Origin of the sequence: Pseudonocardia sp. Ae331_Ps2, assembly GCF_001932405.1 — a bacterium.
Lineage (GTDB): Bacteria > Actinomycetota > Actinomycetes > Mycobacteriales > Pseudonocardiaceae > Pseudonocardia.
This window is the reverse complement of sequence record NZ_MCIM01000001.1, coordinates 2,696,431-2,719,033: the sequence shown is the minus strand read 5'-3', so window position 1 is coordinate 2,719,033 and position 22,603 is coordinate 2,696,431. Positions and strand designations below refer to the sequence as shown.

Sequence of the window (22,603 nt, the reverse complement as noted above, 5' to 3'; positions counted from 1 at the left end):
GCGCAACGCTGCGGGTTCCGTCCGTGCACCGTTTAGGCTACGGCCCCGTGACGGCCCACGAGAGCGAGCGCGCGAGCGATCCACCGCCCCCGCCGCCCTTGCCGGCGCGCTTCTACGAGTCCCCGCCGGTGATCCTCGGCGGGATGCTGCTGTGGGCGATCGGCGCGGGCGTCGCCGCCGTGGTCGCGATGGTCACCGGCTCCGGGTTCGACCCCGCGAACGGTGCCGGCGCCTGGTTCTGGACCTGCGTCGCCGGAACCGGGGTGGGCCTGTTCGGGGCCGCGGTGTTCTCCGCGCAGCGGGCCGCCGCCCGGCGCGGGGACCGGTCGGCGCAGCGCGGCGTCGAGCCGAGGTAGGTCATAGGCTCGACGGCATGACCGCGAACGACCGTCCGACCGCCGTCGTCACCGGCGCCTCCTCCGGGATCGGCGCCGCCACCGCCCGCGCACTGGGCGCCGCGGGCTTCCACGTGGTGCTGGGAGCCCGCCGGGTGGAGCGCTGCGAGGAGATCGCGAAGGAGATCGACGGGACCGCGCTGCCCCTCGACGTCACCGACCGGGAGTCCGTCCGCGCGTTCGCCGATGCGGTGCCCGAGGCGAAGCTGCTGGTCAACAACGCCGGCGGCGCGAAGGGCCTGGAGCCCGTCGCGGACGCCGACGAGGAGGACTGGCGCTGGATGTGGGAGACCAACGTCGCCGGCACGCTGCGCCTCACCCAGGCGTTCCTGCCGAAGCTGCGGGCCTCGGGCGACGGGCACATCGTCACCGTGACCTCGATCGCCGCGCTGGACTTCTACGACAACGGCGCCGGCTACACCGGCGCCAAGCACGCCCAGGCGATGCTGCACCGCACCCTGCGCGGGGAGCTGCTCGGCGAGCCGATCCGGATCACCGAGATCTGCCCCGGCATGGTGGAGACGGAGTTCTCGCAGGTGCGTCTCGGCGACGCCGAGAAGGCGGCGAAGGTCTACGAGGGCCTGACCCCGCTGACCGCCGACGACGTCGCCGACACCATCGTCTTCGCCGCGACCCGGCCGTCGCACGTCAACCTGGACCAGATCGTGCTCAAGCCGCGCGACCAGGCGTCGGGCACCCGGCGGCACCGTCGCTAGAGGGTCTCCTCCGACCGGCGGTTCTCGTCGGCGTCGTCGCCGGGGCTCTCGCCCCGGACGGCGCCGGCGATCCGCTCCTCGGACTCGCCGAGGATCTGCGAGGCGTCGGGCTCGGTGCCCTCCTCCTCCGGCAGCGGGGTGGATCGGCTGGCGGCGCGGTCGTCGGGAACGCTCATGCCCGGCGGGTACCCGCTAGGACAGCGCCGACAACCCCTTCCACTCGTCCCAGGACAGCGTCCAGTCCCAGAGGTCGCCGTCGCGGGCGGAGAGCTGCACCGGCGTGCCGGTGACCTCGACAGGGTCGCCGTAGAGGACGGTGTCGTAGTACGCCTTGGCGTTCTCGATCGACAGGTTCACGCAGCCGTGGGTGACGTTCGCGGTGCCCTGCGCGGCGGCCGACACCGGGTTGGCGTGGATGAACTCGCCGTTGTTGCTCATCCGGACGGCCCACTTCTCGACGACGTCGTAGCCGTACTGCGCGGACACCATCCGCTTGTCGGTGAACTTCTCGGTGACGACGTGGATGCCCGAGCGGGTGTTGCGGTTCGGGTCGTCGGCCAGGCCGTAGGACGCCGGGTAGTCCGCGACCTGCTTGCCGTCGCGGATCACGATCATCCGGAACGAGCGGGCGTCGGCCTTGACGATCTGGGCGCGGCCGATGGTGAACGAGGTGCTCAGGTCCTCGGCGCCGTAGCTGCCGCCGCCGTAGTCGACGCCCTTCAGCGGCGCGTCCACGGTGACCTTCGTGCCCGACGGCCAGTACTCCTTCGGCCGCCAGTGCACGCGCGAGCCGCCGTTCTCGTCCGGCAGCCAGCCCCACGCGCCCTCGACCTGCTTCGAGGTCGTGACCTTCAGGACCTTCTCGATAGCGGCGCGGTCCTGGACGTGCCGGTCGAACTGGATCTCGATCGGCGCGGCGATGCCGACGGTGCGGTCGTCGCCGATGTTCAGGGTGCCGCGCACGGTGTGGGCGGGCTTCAGCGTCGCGACGGTGCCCTGCACCGGGGTCGCCGTGCCGTCCGGGGCGACGGCGCGACCGTGCCAGGTGTAGGTGGTGGCGAAGTCCAGGTCACCGCTGCTGGTCCAGGTCGTGCGGTCCGGGGACAGCGCGCCGTCGACGGCGTCGCCGTCCGGGTCGGTGAGCGACACCCCGTCCAGCGTGCCGCCCGCCGTGCGGACCGACACCGGCTGCGCCGGGTTCGCCGTCGCCGCCGCCGAGACGGTGTCGGTGCCCGCTCCGCCTGCGCTGCGCACGGGTGGCTGGTAGCTCACCTGCGGCCCGGCCGGGGGCGGTGCGGCCTGCGGCGCCGCCGGGTCCTGCGGCGAGGCCGCCAGGGCCACCGCCCCGACGATGCCCAGCGCGCCGATCAGCGCCACCACGACGATCAGTACCCGTCGCAACCGTTCCCCCGCGTACTCGATCTCCTGCGTTGGACACCGACCGTACGCCCGGATCCGGCGCCTCCGACCGGCAGGAGGACGGCACTCCCCCGTGCGGCGTAAGACGAACCGGACGCCGTACCACAGAGGGTGTCAGACGGCGCAGTTCACCAGCACCGGTTCGGGGTGCAGGGTCACACCGAACCGCTCGGCGACGCCGCTCTGGACCTCCCGGGCCAGGGCCAGCAGGTCGGCCGTCGTCCCGCCGCCGCGGTGGGTCAGGGCCAGGACGTGCCGGGTGGACAGCGACACCCGGCCGCCGGGGCCGGCGTGCCCGCGGCCGAATCCCGCGTTCTGGATCAGCCCGGCGGCGCTGAGCTTGACCCGGCCCTCCCCCGCGGGCCAGGCGGCCAGGCCGTCGACCTGCGGCGCGCGGTCGACGGGCAGGATCGGGTTGGTGAAGAACGAGCCGGCCGACCAGGTGTCGTGGTCGTCGGCGTCGAGGACCATGCCCTTCCCGCGGCGCAGCGCGAGCACCGCCTCGCGGACAGCGGCCGGGTCGGTCCGCGTCTCCGGCTCGACGCCGAGGGTGCGGGCGAGCTCGCCGTAGCGGATCGGGGCGGAGCGGCCGTCGGCCTGCAGGGCGAAGCGCACCCGCAGGACGATCGCGTCGTCGCTGCCCTTGAGGATGCTGGTGCGGTAGGCGAGCCCCAGGTCCGAGGCGGGCACGTGCTCGCGGACGGTCCCGGTGCGCCGGTCGTAGAGGTCGACGTCGACGAGCAGGTCGGCGACCTCGACGCCGTAGGCGCCCACGTTCTGGACCGGGGTCGCGCCGGTTCGCCCAGGGATCCCGGACAGGCACTCCAGCCCGCCGAGCCCGTCGGCGACGGTGCCGGCCACCAGCTCGTCCCAGTCGACGCCCGCCTCGACGGTCAGCAGCACCCGGTCGCCGTCGCGCTCGTGGCGGACACCCTGCCCGGCGACCAGCACGGCGGTGCCGTCGAACCCGGCGTCGGCGACGACGAGGTTCGACCCGCCGCCCACCAACAGCACCCGCTCCCCCGCCCGGTCGGCGCCGGCCACGGCCTCGACCACCTCGGCCGCGCCCTCGGTGCGCACGATGCGGGAGGCCGGTCCGCCGAGGCGCAGTGTGGTGTGCGCGCTGAGCATCGGGTCGACCGTCGTCGCAGCGGGGGAACTCACGACCGCAACGGTAGCCTTCGCCCATGCCGCGCACGATCGACTACCGCGCAACGTCCGCGCACCCGTCCTCGACGGTCTACGCGGCGATGGTCGACCGCGATCTGCTGGAGGAGCAGCTGCGCCACATCGGCGGTCCCGGGGCCGGGGTGACCGCGTACGAGACCACTCCCGACGGCGTCCGCTACACGCTGCGGCACGGGATCCCCGGCGAGCACCTGCCGTCGATCGTGTCCTCCTTCGTGCCCGGCGGGGACCTGCAGATCGACCGCACCGAGCAGTGGCGGGCCGGCGACTCCGGCGTCTACGACGGCACCGGGTCCGTGCAGGTCATCGGCACCCCCGCCACCGCCCGGTCGGTGATGCGGATCGCCGACGTCGACGGCGGCAGCGAGGTCCGGATCCGGGCCGAGGTCACGGTGAAGGTCCCGCTGGTGGGTGGGAGGATCGAGCAGGCGGTCGCCGGGCAGATCGAACAGCTGCTCGCCGCCGAGACCCAGTTCACCCTCTCCCGGATCTCCTGATGTCCCACTACGTGATCACCCTGTCCTGCCCGGACCGCACCGGCATCGTCGCGCGCATCTCGACCTTCCTCGCCGAGCTGGGCGCCTCCATCACCGAGGCCGCCTACCACGCCGACGTCGAGGCCGGGGTGTTCTGCACCCGCCAGGTCGTCGACGCCGCGTCGGTCCCCTTCGACGTCGACGAGCTCCGCGCCCGGTTCGCCCCGGTCGCCGCCGAGCTGGGCGGCGAGCACCGCATCTCCGACACCGGCGTCCGCAAGCGCGCCGTGCTCCTGGTGACCCGCGACCAGCACTGCCTGCACGACATCCTCGGCCGGGTGTGGGCCGACGAGCTGCCGGTGGAGATCACCCGGGTGATCGGCAACCACACGTCGCTGGAGCCGGTCGTCGCCGCGCACGGGGTGCCGTTCCACCACGTGCCGTTCCCGGCCCCCGGCGACCCGGCCCGCGAGCAGGGCAAGGTCACCGCGTTCGAGGAGATCCGCAAGCTCGTCGACGCCGACGACCCCGACGCGATCGTGCTCGCCCGCTTCATGCAGGTCCTGCCCGCGCACCTGTGCGAGGCCTGGGCCGGGCGGGCGATCAACATCCACCACAGCTTCCTGCCGTCCTTCGCCGGGGCGCGGCCCTACCACCAGGCCCACCGGCGCGGGGTGAAGCTGATCGGCGCGACCTGTCACTACGCGACCGCGGACCTCGACGCAGGCCCGATCATCGAGCAGGACGTCGCCCGCGTCGACCACGGGGACACCGCGGCCGACATGGTGCGCCGGGGCCGCGACATCGAGCGCCTGGTGCTGGCCCGTGGGCTGCGGTGGCACCTGGAGGACCGCGTCCTGATCCAGGGCAACCGGACCGTCGTCTTCCGCTGAGGTCGCAGGCCCGAGCCGCGCCCGGGCGGTGCGTCACGCGCACCGTGCGGCGCGGTATGTCCCGCGCGGGGCGGACCGGGCCCCAGCCCGCCGGAGCGCGGCGGAACGGGCCGCAGCCCGCCGGAGCACGGCGGAACGGGCCGCAGCCCGCCGGAGCACGGCGGAACGGGCCGCAGCCCGCCGGAGCACGGCGGAACGGGCCGCAGCCCGCCGGAGCACGGCGGAACGGGCCGCAGCCCGCCGGAGCGTGGCGGACCGGCGCCGAGATGCAGCTCAGCGGGCCGCGGAGATCCACTATTCCCGCTGAGCCGCATCTCGGCGTACGTCCTCGTTCGCGATGGCGACGGAGTCCGGCTGATCCGGTCCGGCGGGCGCAGCGCCCGGAGCACGATCGGTGCATGACGATCCCCGGATGGCCCGAGGTGTTCCGCGGGACCGCGGCCCTGGCGGCGGGTCTCGTCACGCCCGACCTCCTGCGCGGGCCCCGCTTCCGCCGGCTGCTCCCGGACACCTACGCCCCCGCCGACGCCCACGCCGACCTGCGGCTGCGGTCGCTGGCGGCGTACCTGTGGGCCGGACCGGACGCGGTGCTCTGCGGGTACTCCGCCGCCGAGTTCCTGGGCGCGTCCTGCGCCCCGCGGGCCGCGCCCGCCGAGGTCGCGGTGACCGCGGTGCGCGCCGGGCCCCGATCCCGCGACGGCGTCGTGGTCCGGCGCGACGTCCTGCACCCCGACGAGGTCACCGGCGTCCGCGGTGTCCGCGTCACGACCCGCCTGCGTACCGCCTTCGACCTGGCCCGGTGGTCGGGCCCGACCGAGGGTGTCGTCGCCGTCGACGCGTTGTCCCGCGGGTCGTTCGCGCCGGACGTACTGCTGAACCTCGCGGCCCGGCACACCCATGCCCGTGGTGTCCGGCGCGTGGTCGACGCGCTGGTGTGGGCCGACCCCCGCGCCGGCTCCCCGCCGGAGACCCGCCTCCGGCTGGTCCTCGTCCGGGGTGGCCTGCCGCGGCCGGTACCCCAGCACCCGGTGCTCGACGACGCCCGGCGCACGGCGCTGTGGCTGGACCTGGCCTACCCCGACCACCGACTCGGCATCGAGTACGACGGCGGCGGTCACTTCGCGACGCCCGAGGCGGCCCGCGCCGACGCCGGGCGGCACACCCGTCTCGTCGCGGCGGGGTGGCGGGTGCTGCGCTACACGGCCCTGGACATGCACCGACGGCCCGACGAGATCGTCGCCGAGGTGCGCCAGGTGCTCGACCACAGTCGTCGAGATGCAGCTCAGCGGGCCGTGGAGATCGACAGTTCCCGCTGAGCTGCATCTCGGCGAGCTTCTCGGGTAGGAGCCCAGCGGGGCACGCGGCGCGGCGAGGGGCGGGTGCGACGAGGGGCGGCGCGGCGCGGGACGGGCGCGCACACGACGGCGCCCGCCCCGCGTATGCGGGACGGGCGCCGGTTCGTGCGGCTCACGCCGCCGGTCTGACGGGGGTCAGGCCGCGGGCTGCTCGGCCTCCGCCGCCTCGTGGGCCGGCTCCAGAGCGATCCGGAGCACCTCGGCGACGTCGGCGACCGGGTGCACCCGCAGCTCGGCGCGCACCGACTCCGGGACGTCGTCCAGGTCGGGCTCGTTGCGCTTCGGGATGATCACGTCGGTCAGTCCGGCCCGGTGCGCGGCGAGCAGCTTCTGCTTCACCCCGCCGATGGGCAGGACCTTGCCCTGCAACGTCACCTCGCCGGTCATGCCCACGCTCGACCGGACCGGCCTGCCGGAGGCGAGCGAGGCCAGCGCCGTCGTCATCGTGACGCCGGCGGACGGGCCGTCCTTCGGGACCGCACCGGCCGGGACGTGCACGTGCAGCTTGCGCGACGCGAGGTCACCGGCCAGCCCGCGCGAGCGCAGGTAGGACAGGGCGATCGAGACCGACTCGGTCATGACCTCGCCCAGCTGCCCGGTGATCTGCAGGCCCGGCTCGCCCTCCATTGCGGTGGCCTCGATGAACAGCACGTCCCCACCGGCGCCGGTCACCGCCAGTCCGGTGGCGACGCCCGGCACCGAGGTCCGCTCGGCGGACTCCGGGGTGAACCGCGGCCGTCCGAGGTAGGTGACGAGCGCGTCGGCGTCGACGTGCACCGGGCGCGCCGTGTCCGACGCGTCCAGCTGCACCGCCACCTTGCGCAGCACCTTCGCCAGGCCCCGCTCCAGCTGCCGGACCCCGGCCTCCCGGGTGTACTCGGCGGCGATCATCGAGAGCGCGACGTCGGTGAACTCCACGTCGCCGTCGTCCAGACCGGCCTTCGCGATCTGACGCGGCAGCAGGTGGTCGCGGGCGATCGCGACCTTCTCCGGCTCGGTGTAGCCGTCGAGCGTCACGATCTCCATCCGGTCGGCCAGCGGGCCGGGGATCGCGGAGGCGTCGTTCGCCGTCGCCAGGAACAGGACGTTCGACAGGTCGAGGTCGACCTCCAGGTAGTGGTCGCGGAAGGTGTGGTTCTGCGCCGGGTCGAGCACCTCCAGCAGCGCCGCGGTCGGGTCACCGCGGAAGTCGCTGCCGACCTTGTCGATCTCGTCGAGCAGCACGACCGGGTTCATCGAGCCCGCCTCGCGGATCGCGCGGACGATGCGGCCGGGCAGCGCGCCGACGTAGGTGCGCCGGTGGCCACGGATCTCCGCCTCGTCACGCACGCCGCCGAGCGCCACGCGGACGAAGTTGCGTCCGAGCGCGCGGGCGACCGACTCCCCCAGCGACGTCTTGCCGACGCCGGGCGGGCCGACCAGCGAGAGCACCGCGCCCGAGCCGCGGCCGCCGATCGTGTCGAGCCCCTTGCGTCCGCGACGGGCGCGCACGGCGAGGAACTCGACGAGGCGCTCCTTCACGTCGTCGAGGCCGGCGTGGTCGGCGTCGAGGATGCGACGGGCCTCCGCCAGGTCCGACGAGTCGGTGGTCGTGGTGCTCCACGGGATGTCGAGGACCGTGTCGAGCCAGGTCCGGATCCAGCCGGACTCCGGGCTCTGGTCCGAGGCGCGCTCCAGCTTGCCGACCTCGGTCAGCGCGGCCTTGCGGACGTCGTCGGGCAGGTCGGCGGCCTCCACGCGGGCGCGGTAGTCGTCGGAGCCCTCCGGGTCGTCCTCACCGAGCTCCTTGCGGATGGCCGCGAGCTGCTGGCGCAGCAGGAACTCACGCTGCTGCTTCTCCATGCCCTCGCGGACGTCGTTCGAGATCTTCTCGCTGACCTCCTGCTCGGCGACGTGCTCCTTGGTCCATTCCAGGAGCTTCTCCAGCCGGGCGTCGAGGTCGGTCTCGGCGAGCAGCTCGGCCTTGTGTGCGACGTCGAGCCACGAGGCCCACCCGGCGAGGTCGGCGAGCGCACCCGGGTCGTCGGTCTGCTGGACCGAGTCGATCACCTGCCAGGCGCCCCGCTGCTGCAGGATGCCGACGACCAGGGCCTTGTACTCGCGGGCGAGCTCCTGGGTGCGGCCGGTGGGCGCACCGGCCTCGATCGGCTCGGCCTCGACCCAGAGCGCCGCGCCCGGACCGGAGACCCCCGACCCGATGCGGGCGCGCCGCTCACCGCGCACGACGGCGGCCCGGTCCCCGTTGGGGAGCCTGCCGATCTGCTCGAGCACGGCGACGACGCCGATGGCGCCGTAGCGGCCGTCGATGCGGGGGACGACGAGCACCCGTCTCCCGTCGTCACGGTCCTGGGCCGCGGCGGTGGCCGCGTCCACCGCGGCACGGGTGTCGGAGTCGTCGAGGCGGACGGGGACGACCATGCCGGGCAGGACCACGGCGTCGTCGAGGGGCAGGACCGGGAGCGTCAGCACGTCACTCATGCCCGGCACAACCACGCGGAGGGCCCTCCGCTTCCCGGAGTTGAGTCGTGTCCGCTCAGGGCGAACGCGGACCTCGGCGGGCCGGGACGGCCGTGAGCACCCCGAGGACCGGGTGGGTCACCAACGCGGTCCGCCGCCCTGGACCTCCATCACCGCGGGCTTGACGTCGACCAGGTAGACCAGCGTCGCGACGGTGGCGGCCAGCCAGAACATGGCCCCGCCGTACATCGGGCCGCCCGTGACGAGCAGGAGCAGCAGCGCGACGCCGGTGATGCCCAACCAGGCGTTCTTGGTGAGCTTGCCCGCCGCGGTGAAGGCGTCGGCGCGTTGCCTCAGCGCGTGCCCGAACGAGAACCCGCCGACCACCACCATGATCCACTTGATCACGAAGATGATCACTTCATCGGGGACACCTGGCAGCGACAGCACGCGGCCAGAGTACGGACAACCCGGGCGCTGGTCACGTCCGGCGCCACATCCCGGGCGGCCCGATCCACGGCCCCGCACACGACGACGCCCCCGGCCGATCGAGGATCGGCCGGGGGCGCGGTGCGTGCTCACCGGGCGCGGGGCCCGGCGGGTGTCACTTCTTCGCGGCGGACGCGCTCGAGGTGCCACGGCGGGTGGTCGGCTTGCGGGCCGGGACCTTCGCGCCGGTGGCGGTCTTCGGGTCGGTCTTGGCGGCGGCGCGGCGCGCGGTCGAACGCGTGGTGGACGCGACCTCGTCGCCGGCCTCCTCGATCGCCTCGGCGGCCTCCTTCGAGACCTCGGTGACGGCCTCGGCGACCTCGCCCGCAGCGGTCTGGGCGCGGCGGGCGACCTTCTCACCGACCGAGCGGGTCTGCGTGGTGACGGCGCCGAGGGTCTTGACGGCGACCTCGTGGGTCTCGTCCACGAACTCGTCGACGCGGGTGTCGAACTTCTCGGTCAGGTCCTCGACCGTCGCGATGGCCTGCTTGACCTGCGGCTGCTTGCGGATGCGGCCCCAGGCCTTCTCACCGCGCTGGGCGAAGCCGACGTAGACACCCTCGACCTCGGAGCGGAACTCCTCGATCTGCTTGCGGATGTTGTCCGAGGACAGCTTGCCGCGCAGCTCCTTGAGCTCCTCGGGGAGCTCCTGGACGCGGGTCTGGACCTCCTCGGCGCGCTTGGTGGCGGCCTCGCGGGCGTCGGTGACGACCTTGGTCACGGTGCTGTAGGCGTAGTCGCCGGCACCGAGGACGGCGAGCAGCGGGGTGCGGACGACCTCGGCCTGCTCGGCGGTCTGCTCACGCAGCTTCTGGACGTCGGCGCTGGTGGGGAGGTTCACGGCCATGATGATCACTTCCTGGATTCGGTGGACGTGTCGTCGGGATCGGCGGTGAGACCGTTCTCCCTGCGGAACGACTCGTAGACGTCGAGCAGCACGCGTTTCTGCCGCTCGCTGAGGGTCGGATCGGTGAGCACCGCGTCGGTCACCTGACCGGCGGGCCGCTCCTCGAGGATGCCGGCGCGGACGTAGAGCGCCTCGGCCGAGATGCGCAGCCCCTTGGCGATCTGCTGCAGTATCTCGGCGGACGGCTTGCGCAGTCCGCGCTCGACCTGGCTCAGGTACGGGTTGCTGACGCCCGCGGTGCGGGCCAGCTGCCGCATCGAGACCTGGGCGGCCTCGCGCTGGGCGCGGATGTAGGACCCGATGTCCTCCACCGCGTGCCCCACGGTCTGACCGACGCTCTCGACGGCCTGCGCGACGCGCTCGGCGGGCTCGACGGACTCACGGTCTCCGGGCTTGCGCTCGGTGGCCATCCGTCTCACCTCCGCCTCGATCCGTTCTTCACTGACGGAATCGACCGTACGCGGCGCCGCTAGCTCCTGCAAGCAGGGTGCTAGCGCTGGTCACGTGGTGTGCGCCACGTCGATGACGGTGCGATGACGGCGCGATGTCCTGCGGGGACACCTGACCGATCACCCGATGACGAGCTCCCCCACGGCGTGGATGACCAGGCCGGCGAGCGCCCCGACGACGGTGCCGTTGATCCGGATCCACTGCAGGTCGCGGCCCACCTGTAGCTCGATCTTGCGCGAGGTCTCCTCCGCGTCCCAGCGGGCGACCGTGTCGGTGATGAGCGTGGTGATCTGGTGCCGGTAGTGCCGCACGACGTACGACGCGGCGTCGGCCAGCCAGCCGTCGAGCTTCGCGCGCAGCTCGGCGTCGCGACCCAGCCTCCGCCCGAAGGCCATGAGGCCGTCGCGCACGCGCAGGCGCAGCTCGTTCGACGGGTCGTCCGCGGCGTCGAGGACCATGGCCTTCACGACCGTCCAGGCGCGGCCGATGAAGTGCTGCACCTCGGGGTGCTCGACGACCTGGCGCTTGACCTGCTCGGCGCGCTCCATGGTCGTCTCGTCGTACTGCAGGTCGCGGGCGAACTCGGCGAGGTAGCGGTCCACGGCGTGCCGCAGCGGGTGCTCGGGGTCGGTCTTGACGGCCCAGGCGTAGCCGCGGACCTCGGCGAACAGCTTGTCCGCGACGAGGTCGTCGACGAAGCGCGGGGTCCAGGAGGGCGCGCGGTCGTGCACGACCCGCAGGACCATCTCCTGGTTGTCGGCGACCCAGTCGTAGGCGCGGTCGCAGACGAGGTCGACCAGCCTGCGGTGGGCGCCGTCGACCAGGACGCCCTCCAACGCCTTGCCCATCGGCGGCCCGACCGGGATCTCCATCAGCTTGCGCACCGCGACGGTCTCGATGACGTTCTGCACGTCCTCGTCGCGCAGCACGGTCACGACCGCCCGCGCGGCGGTGGCCAGCTCGGTGGTGACGCGGTCGGCGTTGCCCTGCTCGGCGATCCAGCGTCCGACCGACTCGCTGACCCCGATCCGGTCGAGCTTGTCGCGGACGACGGACTCGGACAGGAAGTTCTCGCCGACGAAGTCGCCGAGGGCGTCGCCGATCGTGTCCTTCTTGCGCGGGATGATCGCGGTGTGCGGGATCGGGATCCGCAGCGGGTGCCGGAACAGTGCCGTCACGGCGAACCAGTCGGCCAACGCACCGACCATGCCGGCCTCGGCGGCGGCCCGGACGTAGTCCGCCCCGGGGACGCCGCGGACGACCTCGAAGTACTTCGCGACGAAGAACACGACCGTCGCACCGAGGAGGAACCCGGTGGCGACGGCCTTCATGCGCCGCAGGTCGCGTCGCTTCTGCTCGTCACCGGGCCCGAAGCCACCGAGGGGGACGGCGGGAACGGTCCCGATGGTGCGGTCCCGCTGCGGGACGGGGGTCGGGCGCTCCGGCGCGCGGGAGGTCTGCACACACCCATAGTGCCCGGGGACACCGACATCGGGCGGCGGGGGCGCCCGGAGCGGGGCCCGGCCGGGTCCGGCGATGTCCCGCCGGACCCGGCCGTGGCCGGTGGAGCGGCTGCTCGGCGAGGGAGAAGTGCCCCCTCGGGCGCCGCCTCCGCTGCGCACCACCCGGCCGGTGTCGGCGTCCGCACTCCAGACGAGCGGGGACGGCGACGAGACGCCCGGGCGGGCGGTACGCGGTCGCGCGGGCCGGATCCTCGGTTCCGTCCGGGCCGCGCGGGTGGATCAGCGGCGCAGGGCGCCCGGCATGCCGGACCGCTCGGCACGCACCTCGTGCTCGTCGGGGAGGACCTGCTCGCCGGAACGACGGCGCACCGCGTCGCAGATCGCCTCGACGACGACCGCGGCCTCCGGCACCCGGTAGCCGGTAGCCGACCCGCGCCGGAGCCACGCGCCACTGCACCCAGCCCTCGGGACGCTCGGTCGGCGGGGCGACGACACCGATGCCGTCGGTGTGCAGCACCACGTCGGAGTGCAGGCTCAGCTCGGCGGGCAGCGCGTGCCGCGGGCTCATCGGGAACCACCAGGTGTCCTCGGGCGTCGCGGCGACCGGCACGACCTCGCCGGCCTCACGCAGCGTCCGGCAGACCTGGCGACCGATGACCGCGGGAACCTCGACCACGTCGAGCACGTCGCCCGTCGCCAGCATGACCTCCGCGCCCGGCCCCGGCACGAGCGGCCAACCGTGGTCGGCGTACTCGCGAGCGGCCGCTCGCAGCTCCGCGCCGTAGACGGCTCGGTAGCTGTCCCACCAGGACATGGAGGTCACTTCCTTCCGCTTGTGCGACAACCCCTGCGGTGCCGCTCACCTGTGAAGTACAACACCAGGATGCGGGCTCCGGGCACGACTTCGCGAGGGGTACGCGACGAGGGTGCGCAGCGGCGAGACGAGCGGGGAACGCCGACCGCACAACGCCACGACCACCGGTGAACGGCAGGTGACCGGGCGCAGCGGACCGACGACCGGCGGCAACCTCCACGCCGTCCGGCGCGGTGCCGGTCGTCGCACCGCTCAACATGCCTCTTGCATCGATTATCTTTACGATAGAGATATTCGCGAGATCGAGAGGACCGACATGGCGTCGACGACGGCGAGGGCCGGCCGCACGGCCGGCCCGGCCACCGGGATGGACACGGCACGGACCTGGGCGGTGCTCGCCGCGGCAGTACTGCAGGCGGTGGCGGGCTCGCTCGGCGGCAGCGGGACGTTCGGGGAGTCGCAGCGGGTGCTCAGCGACCGCTACCCCTCACTCATCACCCCCGCGACGGTGGCGTTCTCCGTGTGGGGCCTCATCTACCTGGCCCTGCTCGTGTACGCGGTGTACCAGTCACTGCCCGGGCAGCGGTCACGCCCGGTGCACCGGGCGACCGGCTGGCTGTTCGTGGCGACGGCGGTGTTCAACGCGGGCTGGATCGTCGTGTTCTCCCAGGAGTTCCTGGGGACCGCACAGCTGCTGATCGCGGCACTGCTCGTGACCCTGGCGGTGGTGCTGCGCCGGCTCGCTGCATTCCCGGCCGAGGGGACGGCGGACCGAGCACTGCTGCACGGGCCGCTCGCGTTCTACGCGGGCTGGGTGTCGCTGGCGACCGTGGCCGGGTTCTCGGTGACGCTGACCTATTGGGGCGCGCCGCTCGGCCCGGTGGCGGCCGCGGCGCTGCTCCTGGTCGGGGCGCTGGGCGCGGGCGTCGCGACCCGGCGGACGACGGCGGCACTGCCGTACGCGGCGACGGCGGCCTGGGCGCTGGTCTGGGTCGCCGTGGAGTCCGCCGCGACCGGGACGGTGCCGGTGACCGTGGTCGCGGTGCTCGGCGTGACCGCCGTGGTCGTCGCGGCGGTGCTGCGAGCGCGGGAGGGGCTGCGACCGGCCTTCGGCTGACCCCGGGAACGACGACGGCGCCGGTCCCCGAGGGGAGCCGGCGCCGTCGCGTTGCGCGGGTCGTGCCCGCGCAGAAGTCAGATCACGCGGACCGAGTCGGCCTGCGGGCCCTTCTTGCCCTGGCTGGCCTGGAAGTCAACGCGCTGGTTCTCCTCCAGCGTGCGGAATCCGTTCGACTCGATGGCGGAGTAGTGGACGAAGACGTCCGGTCCCTCGTCGTCGGTGGCGATGAAGCCGAAGCCCTTCTCGGCGTTGAACCACTTGACGGTGCCCTGCGGCATAGCGTGTGTCCTTCTCAGATGGAGCGGTTCCGGCCCTCACAGCAAGAGCCGGAGGTCGCGTGGACACCGCCGCGGCACCTCAGCACCGATCGACGACGCCCACCGTCACAACTTCAACGGACGCTCGACGGCGATCGGAGAAGAACGACTGCAACCGCCGCGGACGCTACCACGGCTCCGTGACACGTCGACCGTCCTCACTCGACCCCCCGCACGGCCGGTTCCGCGGCACCGACCACCCGCCGCGCGGCACCCCGAGCGACCACGCCGCGTGAGATTCGGGCCGCCGATCGACGACGGGCGGTCATCACCACCCCGAACGAGTGAGCACGACACACGTTCCACGCCGTCGAGTGAGCACCGGGCGTCCCCACTCCCCGTTTCGGGTGGCGACGGCGGTTCCGACCCGCTCGGCGGCCGCCCGTGAACCCGGACGGGGTCGCCCGTTCCGGGTCTGGCGCTGTCCGGTACGGCCACAGCGTGACCGATGGGACCCCTGTGACGCGTGTGGCCACGATCGAGTCACTGGTGGACGACGCCCCGTGACCGCAAGCTCAGCGCTGTCCGTCACCCCGTGCAGCAGCACAGCGAACTGGAGAGACCGTGCGATCCCGAGTCACCACTTCCGTCGCCCTGACCCTCATGATCGGCACCCTGGGTGTGTACGGCGCCGGCGTGGCCGGCGCGGCCGAGCCCGTTCATGCCTCCATCCCGGTCGTGCCGGCCGCGACCGTCGCCGACGCACCCGCAACGCCGTCCGACGGCCCGCTGGACCGGCTGTTCGACACGCTCTTCGGCGACGGCGCGGCGACCGCGCCGGCGACGCCCGCCGACGCCGCCGTCCCCGTCCAGGACGTGCCGGCCCCCGCGGCACCGGGTGCCCCCGCGGCACCGGGAGTCCCGGCCGCTCCGGGCGTGCCGGTCGCCCCGCAGGCCCCCGCCGTCCCGAGCGCTCCGACAGCGCCGCAGGTCCCCGCCGTCCCGGGTACTCCGGCCGCACCGCAGGCCCCCGCGGTCCCGGGCGCTCCGGCCGCACCGGCGGCGCCGCAGGTCCCCGCCGTCCCGGCCGCGCCGACCGTGCCCGCGGTCGTCGCGCCGGCGGTTCCCGGCGCCGCCGCCCTGCCCGCGGCTCCGGCAGCTCCGGTGGCTCCGGCAGCTCCGGTCGCGCCCACGGCTCCGGTCGCCCCGGCGGCCCCCGCGGTCCCGGCCACCTCCGCAACCCCGGCCGTGGCCGTCACCACGGACGCCACGGGCCAGCAGATCCCGGAGCCGCCGGCCGTCCCGGGCGCTCCGGCCGTCCCGCAGGCTCCCGCCGCCCCCGGGGCCCCGGCTCTCCCCCAGGCGCCGGTGACCCCGGCCGTCCCGGGTGCCCCCGCCGCCCCGGCAGCGCCCACCGTCCCGGGTGCGCCCGCGACCCCGGCGGTGCCCGGTGCGCCGACCGCTCCGCAGGCCCCGGCCGTTCCGGGCGCCCCCGCGACCCCGGCTGCTCCCACCGTGCCGGCGGCCCCGGGTGCACCGGCCGTCGCCACCGCCCCGGCCGACGCGACCACCCCGGGCGGCACCGTCGCTCCGCAGGCTCCGGCCGACGCCACGGCCCAGGACACCGCCCCCACTCGCCCGAGCCTCTGGGAGCGGCTCTTCGGCACCACCCGCTGACCTGGCACCGCACGCATCGCCACGCGACGGCGTCCCCGCACCGGGGCGCCGTCGCGGCGCGTTCAGGGCAGCTCGGTCGCCCAGCCCCGCTGCAACGACCGCAGCACCTCGTCGAGCAGGTCGGCGAGCTCGGCGGTGTCGTCGGCCAGCCAGCGCTCGTACGCGGCGATGCACACGCCCAGACAGGCGTGCCCGACGCTCTGCGGGACGAGCCCCGAGGAGGCCTCGCCGCGGCGCTCGGCGACGTGGTCGGCCACGACCTCCCGCCACGAGGCGTAGCGCAGCGTCGAGTGCGCCTGCAGCGCCGGGGTCTGCAGGATCAGCCGCAGCCGACGCCGGTGCCAGGGCTGCTCGGCCGGCTCGACGTGGTTGAACTCCAGCACCGCGCGACGGACCCCCTCCAGCGTCGGCAGGTCCGGCGGCTGGGCCGCGAGCACCGCGCGCATCCCCACCAGCTGCTCGTCGAAGGCACCCCAGGCGATGTCGTTCTTGGAGGCGAAGTACCGGAAGAACGTGCGACGCCCGATGCCCGCCGCGTGCGCGACGTCGTCGACGGTCGTGTTCTCGAACCCTTGGTCGCTGAACATCTCCAGGGCGATGTGCTCGATCTCCGAGCGGGAGGTGACCGGACGCCGGCCAGCGCGGCGTGTGCCGCTCCCGCCGGTAGTCCCGGTCCCGTCGTTCTCGGTCACCGCTGACATCGTCGCCCCGCCGTGCTCCCCGACTCCTCCGTCGTGCGTGCGACCGGCGGACCGGGAGGGTCGAGCGGAGCGCCGTCGGCCCCGATCATCCCACGTCGCGGTCGGCCCGTCGGCGCGCGTCGTCCCTGTTCGGCGGCCGTTCGTCGCGCGAGCCCTCCACTTTGTCGGTGTGTCGCGGCACACTCGCGACCAGACGGACCGGGACCCACCCGGACGGCTACGTCGAGGGGGAACCATGAGCGCACCCGCACGGGCTGCCGACGCCACCGTGGACGAGCGGCCACCCGAGGAACGCCTCGAGGACCACCGACGCGAGCTGACCGGCTACTGCTACCGGATGCTCGGCTCGGCGTTCGAGGCCGAGGACGCGGTGCAGGACACGATGGTCCGGGCCTGGAAGGGCGTCGCGAAGTTCGACGGCCGGTCCTCCCTGCGGTCCTGGCTGTACCGCATCGCCACCAACGTCTGCATCGACGCGCTGAACGGACGCAAGCGTCGCGCCGTCCCGATGGACATCGGCGGCCCCGGCGCACCGGTCGCCGAGTCCCTGCGCGAGCCGCTGCCCGACGCCGAGTGGCTCGAACCGATGCCCGACGCCCGGGTGTCGACGCCGGCCGGGGACCCGGCGGACAAGGCCGTCGCGAAGGAGACGATCCGGCTCGCGTTCATCGCGGCGCTGCAGCACCTGCCGGCCCGCCAGCGTGCCGTGCTGATCCTGCGCGAGGTCCTGTGCTGGAAGGCCGCCGAGGTCGCCGAGCTGCTGGACACCACGGTCGCCTCGGTCAACAGCGCCCTGCAGCGCGCCCGTGCCACCCTGTCCGAGCAGGGCATCTCCGAGACCGCGCCGCAGACCTCCCCGGCGATGGACCCGGCGCAGACCGAGCTGCTGATGCGCTACATGGCCGCCTTCGAGGCGTTCGACATGGAGGCGCTGACCGCGCTGCTGCACGAGGACGTCGAGCAGAACATGCCGCCGCTGGAGCTGTGGTTCCGCGGCCGGGACGACGTCATCGCCTGGATGGCGACCGGCCCCGGGCAGGGCTGTCGCGGGTCGCGGGTGGCTCCGGTGGAGATCAACGGGACGGTCGGCTTCGCTCAGTGGAAGCCGTCCGGACCGAACGGCGAGTTCGAGGCCTGGGGCATCACGGCCCTGCGGATCGAGGACGGGGTCGTCACCGGGCTGAGCATCTTCCTCAACACCGAGCTGTTCGGCTACTTCGGGCTGCCGCTGCAGCTGGCCGACCGGCCGGAGCTGTGGGAGCCGAAGGTGGCCTGACCCGGACCCGGCCGGGCCGGGCGGCGTCCGACCGCCCCGGCCCGGTGCTCGGGCCCGGCGCTCAGGCCGCCGGCGTCACCGCGGCGATCCGCTCCCCCGCGGCGCGGGCGTCGACGCGGGCGCGCTCGCGCTTCTCCGCGGCCAGCGGGCGCAGCTCGCTCATCGCGGGCACCACGTCGGCGAGGGTCAGCTCCGTCTCCACGACGGTCACGTCGGCGCCCCAGACGTCGCGCAGGATCCGGGTGATCCAGCCGGAGCCGTGGTCCCATCCCTCGCGCGGAGTGCCCGGCCCGTAGCCGCCACCCCGGGAGACGACGAGCACGACCGGTCGGCCGGCGAGCGGGGTGGTACCCGGCGCGAACCGTGGGTCGGTGATCAGGGCGTCGACCCAGGTCTTGAGGTGCGCGGCGATGCCGAAGTTGTAGAGCGGAGAACCGATGACGACGGCGTCGGCGGCCAGCACGTCGTCCGCCAGCTCCGCGATGCGCGCGAGGGCCCCGCGCTGCTCCGGGGTGCGGTCGGCCTCGGCCACGTACCCGGCCGCGACCGCGGTCGTCCACAGGTCGGCCGGCAGCGGCGCGGTACCCAGGTCGAGACGGACGACCTCGGCGCCCGGCTGCGCCTCGAGGTAGGTGCGCTCGACCTCGTCGGCGATCTCGCGGCTGACGGAGCCCTCGGTGCGGATGCTCGCGTCGAGTCGGAACAGGGACACGGTGACCTCCCGGTCAGTCTGAGAAGAAGATGTTCTGTCTGACAGAGTATCTTCACAGGAGAAGACCTTGGCAAGCACGTATCCTGTGACGATGTCCGGTCCGTCCGCCCCGCAGAGCGTCGAGTGCGACCTGGCGTGGGCACTGACCCGGGTGGCACGCGACCACGCCACCGCGGTGCAGTGCGTCGTCGCCGCCCTGCCCGGCGGACAGCGCGGCTTCCAGGTGCTCGCCGCCGCGGCCGCGGACGACCCGCCCACCCAGCTCGCGCTGGCCCGCAAGCTCGGGGTGGACCGCACCGTCATGACCTATCTGCTGGACAAGATCCAGGAGGCGGGCCTGATCGAGCGCCGCCCCGACCCGACCGACCGCCGTGCCCGCCGGATCGTGCTCACCGAGGCCGGCCGGGCGCTGCTCTGCGACACCGAGAAGCGGATGCGCAGCGCCGAGGCCCACATCCTGGCGCCGCTCACCGCGGACGAGCAGACCGCGCTCCGGACGCTGCTGCGCCGAGTGGCGACCGCGGGCACCGACCCGACCTCCGCCGACGGCGAACCCCGTCCGCCATCGGCGTAACCGCAGGTCCAGAGGCCGGTTCCGGATCTAGCGTCGGGCGGACACCCGAGGAGCGGAGATCCGATGCCCGTCCTGTCCACCCCGTCCGACCCCGCCGACCGCCTGCTCGGCGAGCGGATCGTGCTGCTCGCCCGCGAGCTCGACGACGAGGTCGCCGCCGAGACCTGCGCACGCCTGCTGCTGCTCGCCGCGGAGGACCCGCGACGCGACGTCACCCTGCACGTCCTGGCCCCCGGCGGCTCCCCGGTCGCGGCGATGGCCGTGCACGACACGATCCGCACGCTCGGTGTCGACGTCGCGACCGTCGCCGCGGGGTCGCTCGCGGGCCCGGTGCCGTTCCTCGTCGCGTCCGGGACACCGGGCAAGCGGCTCGCCCGCGCGCACGCCGCGTTCCTCCCGACAGCCGACGGCCCGGTCCGCGGCTCCCACCCCGGCGACGTGCGGGTCCGGGCCGACCACCTCGCCGGGCGTCGTCGCGAGATCGAGTCGCTGACCGCGACCTACTGCGGCGCCCCGCTGCCCGACGACGCCCGGGACCGCTGGCTGTCGGCGTCGGAGGCGGCGACCCTCGGCCTCGTCGACGGGCTGTCGGAGCCCCGGGTTCGAAACGGATAGCTAGAGTCTCGCAGGTGCGAGTCTCGGATCTGTCCCGGTCGTCCGGCGTCCCCGTCGCGACGATCAAGTACTACCTGCGCGAGGGCCTGCTCCCCCGCGGCGAGACGACGTCACCGAACCAGGCCCGCTACGACGACACCCACCTGCGCCGGCTCCGCCTGATCCGGGCGCTCGTCGAGGTCGGCGGGCTGCCGATCGCCACCGTCCGCGAGGTGCTGTCGGCCGTCGACGACCCCGCGGTCAGCCTGCACGCCATGCTCGGCCGGACGGTCTATGCGATCACCGGCGACGTCGGGGCGTCCGGCTCGCTCGACGAGGCGGAGGCGGACCTGGAGCAGGCGATGACCCACGTGGGCTGGCAGGTCGAGCAGGGAGCACCCGCCCTGGCCGGGGCCCGGTCGGTGCTGGCCCGGATGCGCGAGCTGGGCCTGGCTCCCGGCGAGACCACGCTGCGGGCGTGGGCCGAGGCCGCCGATCGCGCCGCGGAGGGCGACATGGCCGCGATCGGGCGGACCACCGGCCGGGAGCATGCCGCGGAGACCGCGCTGATCGGCACCGTCCTCGGCGACGCCCTGCTCGCGGCCCTGCGCCGCATCGCCCAGGAGAGCCGCTCCGCGCAGCTCTACCGCAACGGTTCCTGAGCGTCGGGCAGCCGCACGGTCACCAGCACCGCGCGGTGGTCGCTGCCCGGGGTGTCGAGGACGACGTGGCGGCGGGTCACCGACCCGCGGGGCACCAGGACGTGGTCGATGCGGATGCCGGCCCAGCGCGGCAGCGACGAGGGGAAGGTCGCGACGAGCCCCCGCCCGGTGCCGTCGGTGGCGTCGACGCAGCCACCGGCGGCGTCGCGCAGCCGCCGGTGGTCGACGACGGCGTTGAGGTCCCCGGCGACGACCGGTGTCGGCCGGGCGCTGGTCCACTCCCCGATCAGCGCGAGCTCACCGGCCCACAGCTCGGTCCACCGCGGGTTCGTCGGGGCGGAGGTGTGCACCGCGTACAGCGTCCGGGCGCCGAGCAGCCCGCCGGTGACCTCCAGGTGCGGCAGCCGCATGCCCTCCCCGGGCCGGACGTCCACGTCCCCGGCCCTCGGCGCGGCCAGCACCACGGTGCCGCGCTGGTCCGGGACGCCGCTCGGGACCGACGACCACCCGCGGTAGCCGGCGAGCAGGGGCAGGAGCCGGTCGAGGTAGGCGACGCCCGCCTCGGGCAGCACGACGACGTCCGGCCGCTCCCGGGTCACCGTCGCGGCGAGCGCACCGGGGTCCGCACGCCCCAGCAGCACGTTGGCGACGAGCACCGTCAGCTCGGGCCCGTCCGGCAGCGGACCGGCGGGCCGGGGCAGCACCCGTCGCAGCGCGGGGGCGGCGGCCGCTGCGCCGGCCAGGCCCACCGCCGTCGAGGTGCGGCGCAGCCCGGCGAGTCGCAGGAGGCCGGCGACCCCCAGCCCCGCGACGCCGAGGTGCGGGCGCAGCGCGGTCAGCCCGACCAGGGCGGAGTGCCGGTCGGTCCGCCACCGCCGTGGCAGCACGGTGACGGCGGTACGCAGGGCTCGGTCGACGATCACGGACACGGGTGGACAACGGATGCCGGGCGCGCTCGGTTCCAGCTGGTCCGCGGGGACGGTCCCGACCTCCGGCGGCCGTCGGATCCGGGCGCGGTCGTCGTCGCCGCGGCCGGTGCTCACGCCAGGCAGGTGAGCGGGCGGCCGCCGTTGTACTCGACCATCTCGGCGAGGGCGGTCATGACGTCGATCGGGGCGCCACGCTCGGCGCCGTCGAGCTCGGCGTAGGCGCGGTGCAGATTCCCGACGATGCGCTCGGCGTCCGGCCAGTCGGTGAACCGGCCGAGGTCGGTGTCGCGGGCGGCCTCCAGCGGGCGGATGCCGGCGTCGCGGGCGCGCTCGGCCAGGTCGACGACGAAGCGCAGGTAGTCGAGCATGTCCCGGACCGGCCCGTCGCCCTGGAACACCGGGCCGTGGCCGGGCACCGTCGTCGCGGCTCCGAGTGGCAGCACCACCTGCTCCAGGACGTCGATCGCCCCGGTCACCGACCCCATCAGCAGGAACGGCGTGCCGCCGTGGAAGACGAGGTCGCCGCAGTAGAGGACCGACCGGTCGGGCACGTGGACGAGGACGTCGTTGGTCGTGTGCGCGGGCGTCCCGGTGTGGACGATGTCGACCCGCAAATCCCCCAGGTGCAGCGCGACGCGGTCGGTGAAGGTGAGGAACGGCGGGTCCAGCGGCAGCGAGCCCCAGTCGCCGTGGTCCCAGAACGGCAGGTCCCGGGGCGGCCCGAACGCGATCATCTCCACGCGCGCCCGCTCGTGCGCGACGACCGTCGCACCGGAGAACAGGGCGTTGCCCCAGGTGTGATCCCCGTGGTGGTGGGTGTTGACCAGCGTGCGCACGGGCCGGTCGGTGACCTCGCCGATCGCGGCGGCGAACGCCCGGGTCCGGCGTTCGGTGGAGCAGGAGTCGACGACGACGGCGCCCTGCGGCCCGACCAGCAGCCCCGTGTTGTTGATCCACCAGGTGCCGTCGGGCTGGACGTAGGCGTAGAGCCCCTCGGAGACCTCCTCCAGCCGGGGCGGACCGGGAACCGTGATGTCGTGGGGGTGGGCGCTCATGCTCCGATCATGGCCCCCTCGACC

At 74.2% G+C, this 22,603-nt stretch carries 25 protein-coding genes; 11 read left to right on the top strand and 14 right to left on the bottom strand.

What is annotated here, in order from left to right:
- Positions 1-47: 47 nt before the first annotated feature.
- Both Ae331Ps2_RS13040 and Ae331Ps2_RS13035 read left to right on the top strand, forming a co-directional pair.
- The gene (locus tag Ae331Ps2_RS13040) at positions 48-356 is read left to right on the top strand and encodes a DUF2530 domain-containing protein (protein WP_051050285.1); all 309 of its coding nucleotides are present in this window, start codon (positions 48-50) and stop codon (positions 354-356) included.
- 17 nt (positions 357-373) lie between these two features.
- Positions 374-1,111 carry an SDR family NAD(P)-dependent oxidoreductase gene (locus Ae331Ps2_RS13035; RefSeq protein ID WP_020625826.1) on the top strand — a complete coding sequence of 246 codons (738 nt, stop codon included), beginning with the start codon at positions 374-376 and terminating at the stop codon, positions 1,109-1,111.
- Here the strand turns inward: Ae331Ps2_RS13035 and Ae331Ps2_RS13030 are convergent.
- The 3 genes from Ae331Ps2_RS13030 to Ae331Ps2_RS13020 form a co-directional block, all read right to left on the bottom strand.
- On the bottom strand, positions 1,108-1,287 hold the full coding sequence (locus Ae331Ps2_RS13030; protein WP_020625827.1) for a hypothetical protein: 180 nt from the start codon (positions 1,285-1,287) through the stop codon (positions 1,108-1,110). The two genes, Ae331Ps2_RS13035 and Ae331Ps2_RS13030, sit on opposite strands and share 4 nt — an antisense overlap.
- Before the next feature lie 16 nt (positions 1,288-1,303).
- Complete coding sequence (locus Ae331Ps2_RS13025) at positions 1,304-2,512, bottom strand: Ig-like domain-containing protein (protein ID WP_075308660.1); 1,209 nt, start codon at positions 2,510-2,512, stop codon at positions 1,304-1,306.
- A gap of 132 nt (positions 2,513-2,644) precedes the next feature.
- Positions 2,645-3,694: a UDP-N-acetylmuramate dehydrogenase gene (locus tag Ae331Ps2_RS13020; protein WP_075308662.1), complete on the bottom strand. Its 1,050-nt coding sequence runs from the start codon at positions 3,692-3,694 to the stop codon at positions 2,645-2,647.
- Between the two features lie 23 nt (positions 3,695-3,717).
- Here Ae331Ps2_RS13020 and Ae331Ps2_RS13015 point away from each other — a divergent pair, with 23 nt between their 5' ends.
- The 3 genes from Ae331Ps2_RS13015 to Ae331Ps2_RS13005 all read left to right on the top strand — a co-directional run bounded on the left by Ae331Ps2_RS13015 (position 3,718) and on the right by Ae331Ps2_RS13005 (position 6,403).
- The gene (locus Ae331Ps2_RS13015) at positions 3,718-4,215 is read left to right on the top strand and encodes a DUF2505 domain-containing protein (protein ID WP_020625756.1); all 498 of its coding nucleotides are present in this window, start codon (positions 3,718-3,720) and stop codon (positions 4,213-4,215) included.
- Positions 4,215-5,087, top strand: coding sequence for a formyltetrahydrofolate deformylase (gene purU, locus Ae331Ps2_RS13010; protein ID WP_020625755.1), 873 nt, complete (start codon positions 4,215-4,217; stop codon positions 5,085-5,087). The genes Ae331Ps2_RS13015 and purU overlap by 1 nt, the downstream gene beginning before the upstream one ends.
- Before the next feature lie 398 nt (positions 5,088-5,485).
- A complete protein-coding gene (locus Ae331Ps2_RS13005) occupies positions 5,486-6,403 on the top strand; it encodes a DUF559 domain-containing protein (RefSeq protein WP_075308664.1) in 918 nt (305 codons plus the stop codon).
- A gap of 174 nt (positions 6,404-6,577) precedes the next feature.
- Here the strand turns inward: Ae331Ps2_RS13005 and lon are convergent, their stop codons facing one another.
- From lon to Ae331Ps2_RS33845, 6 genes are all read right to left on the bottom strand, one after another.
- A complete protein-coding gene (gene lon, locus Ae331Ps2_RS13000) occupies positions 6,578-8,920 on the bottom strand; it encodes an endopeptidase La (RefSeq protein WP_020625753.1) in 2,343 nt (780 codons plus the stop codon).
- Positions 8,921-9,037: 117 nt separating this feature from the next.
- Positions 9,038-9,349 (bottom strand): DUF2516 family protein, encoded by a 312-nt coding sequence (locus Ae331Ps2_RS12995; protein WP_256371337.1) that lies wholly within the window; start codon positions 9,347-9,349, stop codon positions 9,038-9,040.
- 154 nt (positions 9,350-9,503) lie between these two features.
- Positions 9,504-10,229: a hypothetical protein gene (locus tag Ae331Ps2_RS12990; protein WP_139318844.1), complete on the bottom strand. Its 726-nt coding sequence runs from the start codon at positions 10,227-10,229 to the stop codon at positions 9,504-9,506.
- 11 nt (positions 10,230-10,240) lie between these two features.
- A complete protein-coding gene (locus tag Ae331Ps2_RS12985; protein WP_060713481.1) occupies positions 10,241-10,705 on the bottom strand; it encodes a helix-turn-helix domain-containing protein in 465 nt (154 codons plus the stop codon).
- Positions 10,706-10,864: 159 nt separating this feature from the next.
- A complete protein-coding gene (locus Ae331Ps2_RS12980; protein WP_083695520.1) occupies positions 10,865-12,208 on the bottom strand; it encodes a DUF445 domain-containing protein in 1,344 nt (447 codons plus the stop codon).
- A gap of 279 nt (positions 12,209-12,487) precedes the next feature.
- Positions 12,488-12,619: a hypothetical protein gene (locus tag Ae331Ps2_RS33845; protein WP_256371336.1), complete on the bottom strand. Its 132-nt coding sequence runs from the start codon at positions 12,617-12,619 to the stop codon at positions 12,488-12,490.
- Between the two features lie 719 nt (positions 12,620-13,338).
- On the opposite strand from Ae331Ps2_RS33845, the gene Ae331Ps2_RS12970 reads away from it, so the two are divergent.
- On the top strand, positions 13,339-14,139 hold the full coding sequence (locus tag Ae331Ps2_RS12970; RefSeq protein WP_083695518.1) for a TspO/MBR family protein: 801 nt from the start codon (positions 13,339-13,341) through the stop codon (positions 14,137-14,139).
- Positions 14,140-14,216: 77 nt separating this feature from the next.
- Here the strand turns inward: Ae331Ps2_RS12970 and Ae331Ps2_RS12965 are convergent, their stop codons facing one another.
- Positions 14,217-14,420 (bottom strand): cold-shock protein, encoded by a 204-nt coding sequence (locus tag Ae331Ps2_RS12965; RefSeq protein ID WP_020627638.1) that lies wholly within the window; start codon positions 14,418-14,420, stop codon positions 14,217-14,219.
- Between the two features lie 642 nt (positions 14,421-15,062).
- Between Ae331Ps2_RS12965 and Ae331Ps2_RS32560 the strand changes: the two genes are divergently transcribed.
- Positions 15,063-16,076: a hypothetical protein gene (locus Ae331Ps2_RS32560; RefSeq protein WP_083695516.1), complete on the top strand. Its 1,014-nt coding sequence runs from the start codon at positions 15,063-15,065 to the stop codon at positions 16,074-16,076.
- A 62-nt stretch (positions 16,077-16,138) separates the two neighbouring features.
- On the opposite strand, the gene mftR is transcribed toward Ae331Ps2_RS32560, so the two are convergent.
- The gene (mftR, locus tag Ae331Ps2_RS12955) at positions 16,139-16,777 is read right to left on the bottom strand and encodes a mycofactocin system transcriptional regulator (RefSeq protein WP_075308668.1); all 639 of its coding nucleotides are present in this window, start codon (positions 16,775-16,777) and stop codon (positions 16,139-16,141) included.
- 235 nt (positions 16,778-17,012) lie between these two features.
- On the opposite strand from mftR, the gene Ae331Ps2_RS12950 reads away from it, so the two are divergent.
- A complete protein-coding gene (locus Ae331Ps2_RS12950) occupies positions 17,013-18,053 on the top strand; it encodes a sigma-70 family RNA polymerase sigma factor (protein WP_020626624.1) in 1,041 nt (346 codons plus the stop codon).
- Between the two features lie 61 nt (positions 18,054-18,114).
- On the opposite strand, the gene Ae331Ps2_RS12945 is transcribed toward Ae331Ps2_RS12950, so the two are convergent.
- Entirely contained in the window at positions 18,115-18,765 is a 651-nt protein-coding gene (locus Ae331Ps2_RS12945; RefSeq protein WP_075308670.1) for an FMN-dependent NADH-azoreductase, read from the bottom strand.
- 91 nt (positions 18,766-18,856) lie between these two features.
- Here Ae331Ps2_RS12945 and Ae331Ps2_RS12940 point away from each other — a divergent pair, with 91 nt between their 5' ends.
- From Ae331Ps2_RS12940 to Ae331Ps2_RS12930, 3 genes are all read left to right on the top strand, one after another.
- Positions 18,857-19,339, top strand: a complete 483-nt coding sequence (locus Ae331Ps2_RS12940) for a MarR family winged helix-turn-helix transcriptional regulator (RefSeq protein ID WP_075312454.1) — start codon at positions 18,857-18,859, stop codon at positions 19,337-19,339.
- Positions 19,340-19,402: 63 nt separating this feature from the next.
- On the top strand, positions 19,403-19,954 hold the full coding sequence (locus Ae331Ps2_RS12935) for an ATP-dependent Clp protease proteolytic subunit (RefSeq protein WP_075308671.1): 552 nt from the start codon (positions 19,403-19,405) through the stop codon (positions 19,952-19,954).
- Between the two features lie 14 nt (positions 19,955-19,968).
- Complete coding sequence (locus tag Ae331Ps2_RS12930) at positions 19,969-20,595, top strand: MerR family transcriptional regulator (RefSeq protein WP_075308673.1); 627 nt, start codon at positions 19,969-19,971, stop codon at positions 20,593-20,595.
- On the opposite strand, the gene Ae331Ps2_RS12925 is transcribed toward Ae331Ps2_RS12930, so the two are convergent.
- Positions 20,577-21,638, bottom strand: a complete 1,062-nt coding sequence (locus Ae331Ps2_RS12925; protein WP_075308675.1) for an endonuclease/exonuclease/phosphatase family protein — start codon at positions 21,636-21,638, stop codon at positions 20,577-20,579. The genes Ae331Ps2_RS12930 and Ae331Ps2_RS12925 overlap by 19 nt on opposite strands.
- On the bottom strand, positions 21,635-22,579 hold the full coding sequence (locus Ae331Ps2_RS12920) for an MBL fold metallo-hydrolase (protein WP_075308676.1): 945 nt from the start codon (positions 22,577-22,579) through the stop codon (positions 21,635-21,637). The genes Ae331Ps2_RS12925 and Ae331Ps2_RS12920 overlap by 4 nt, the downstream gene beginning before the upstream one ends.
- Positions 22,580-22,603: the final 24 nt, after the last annotated feature.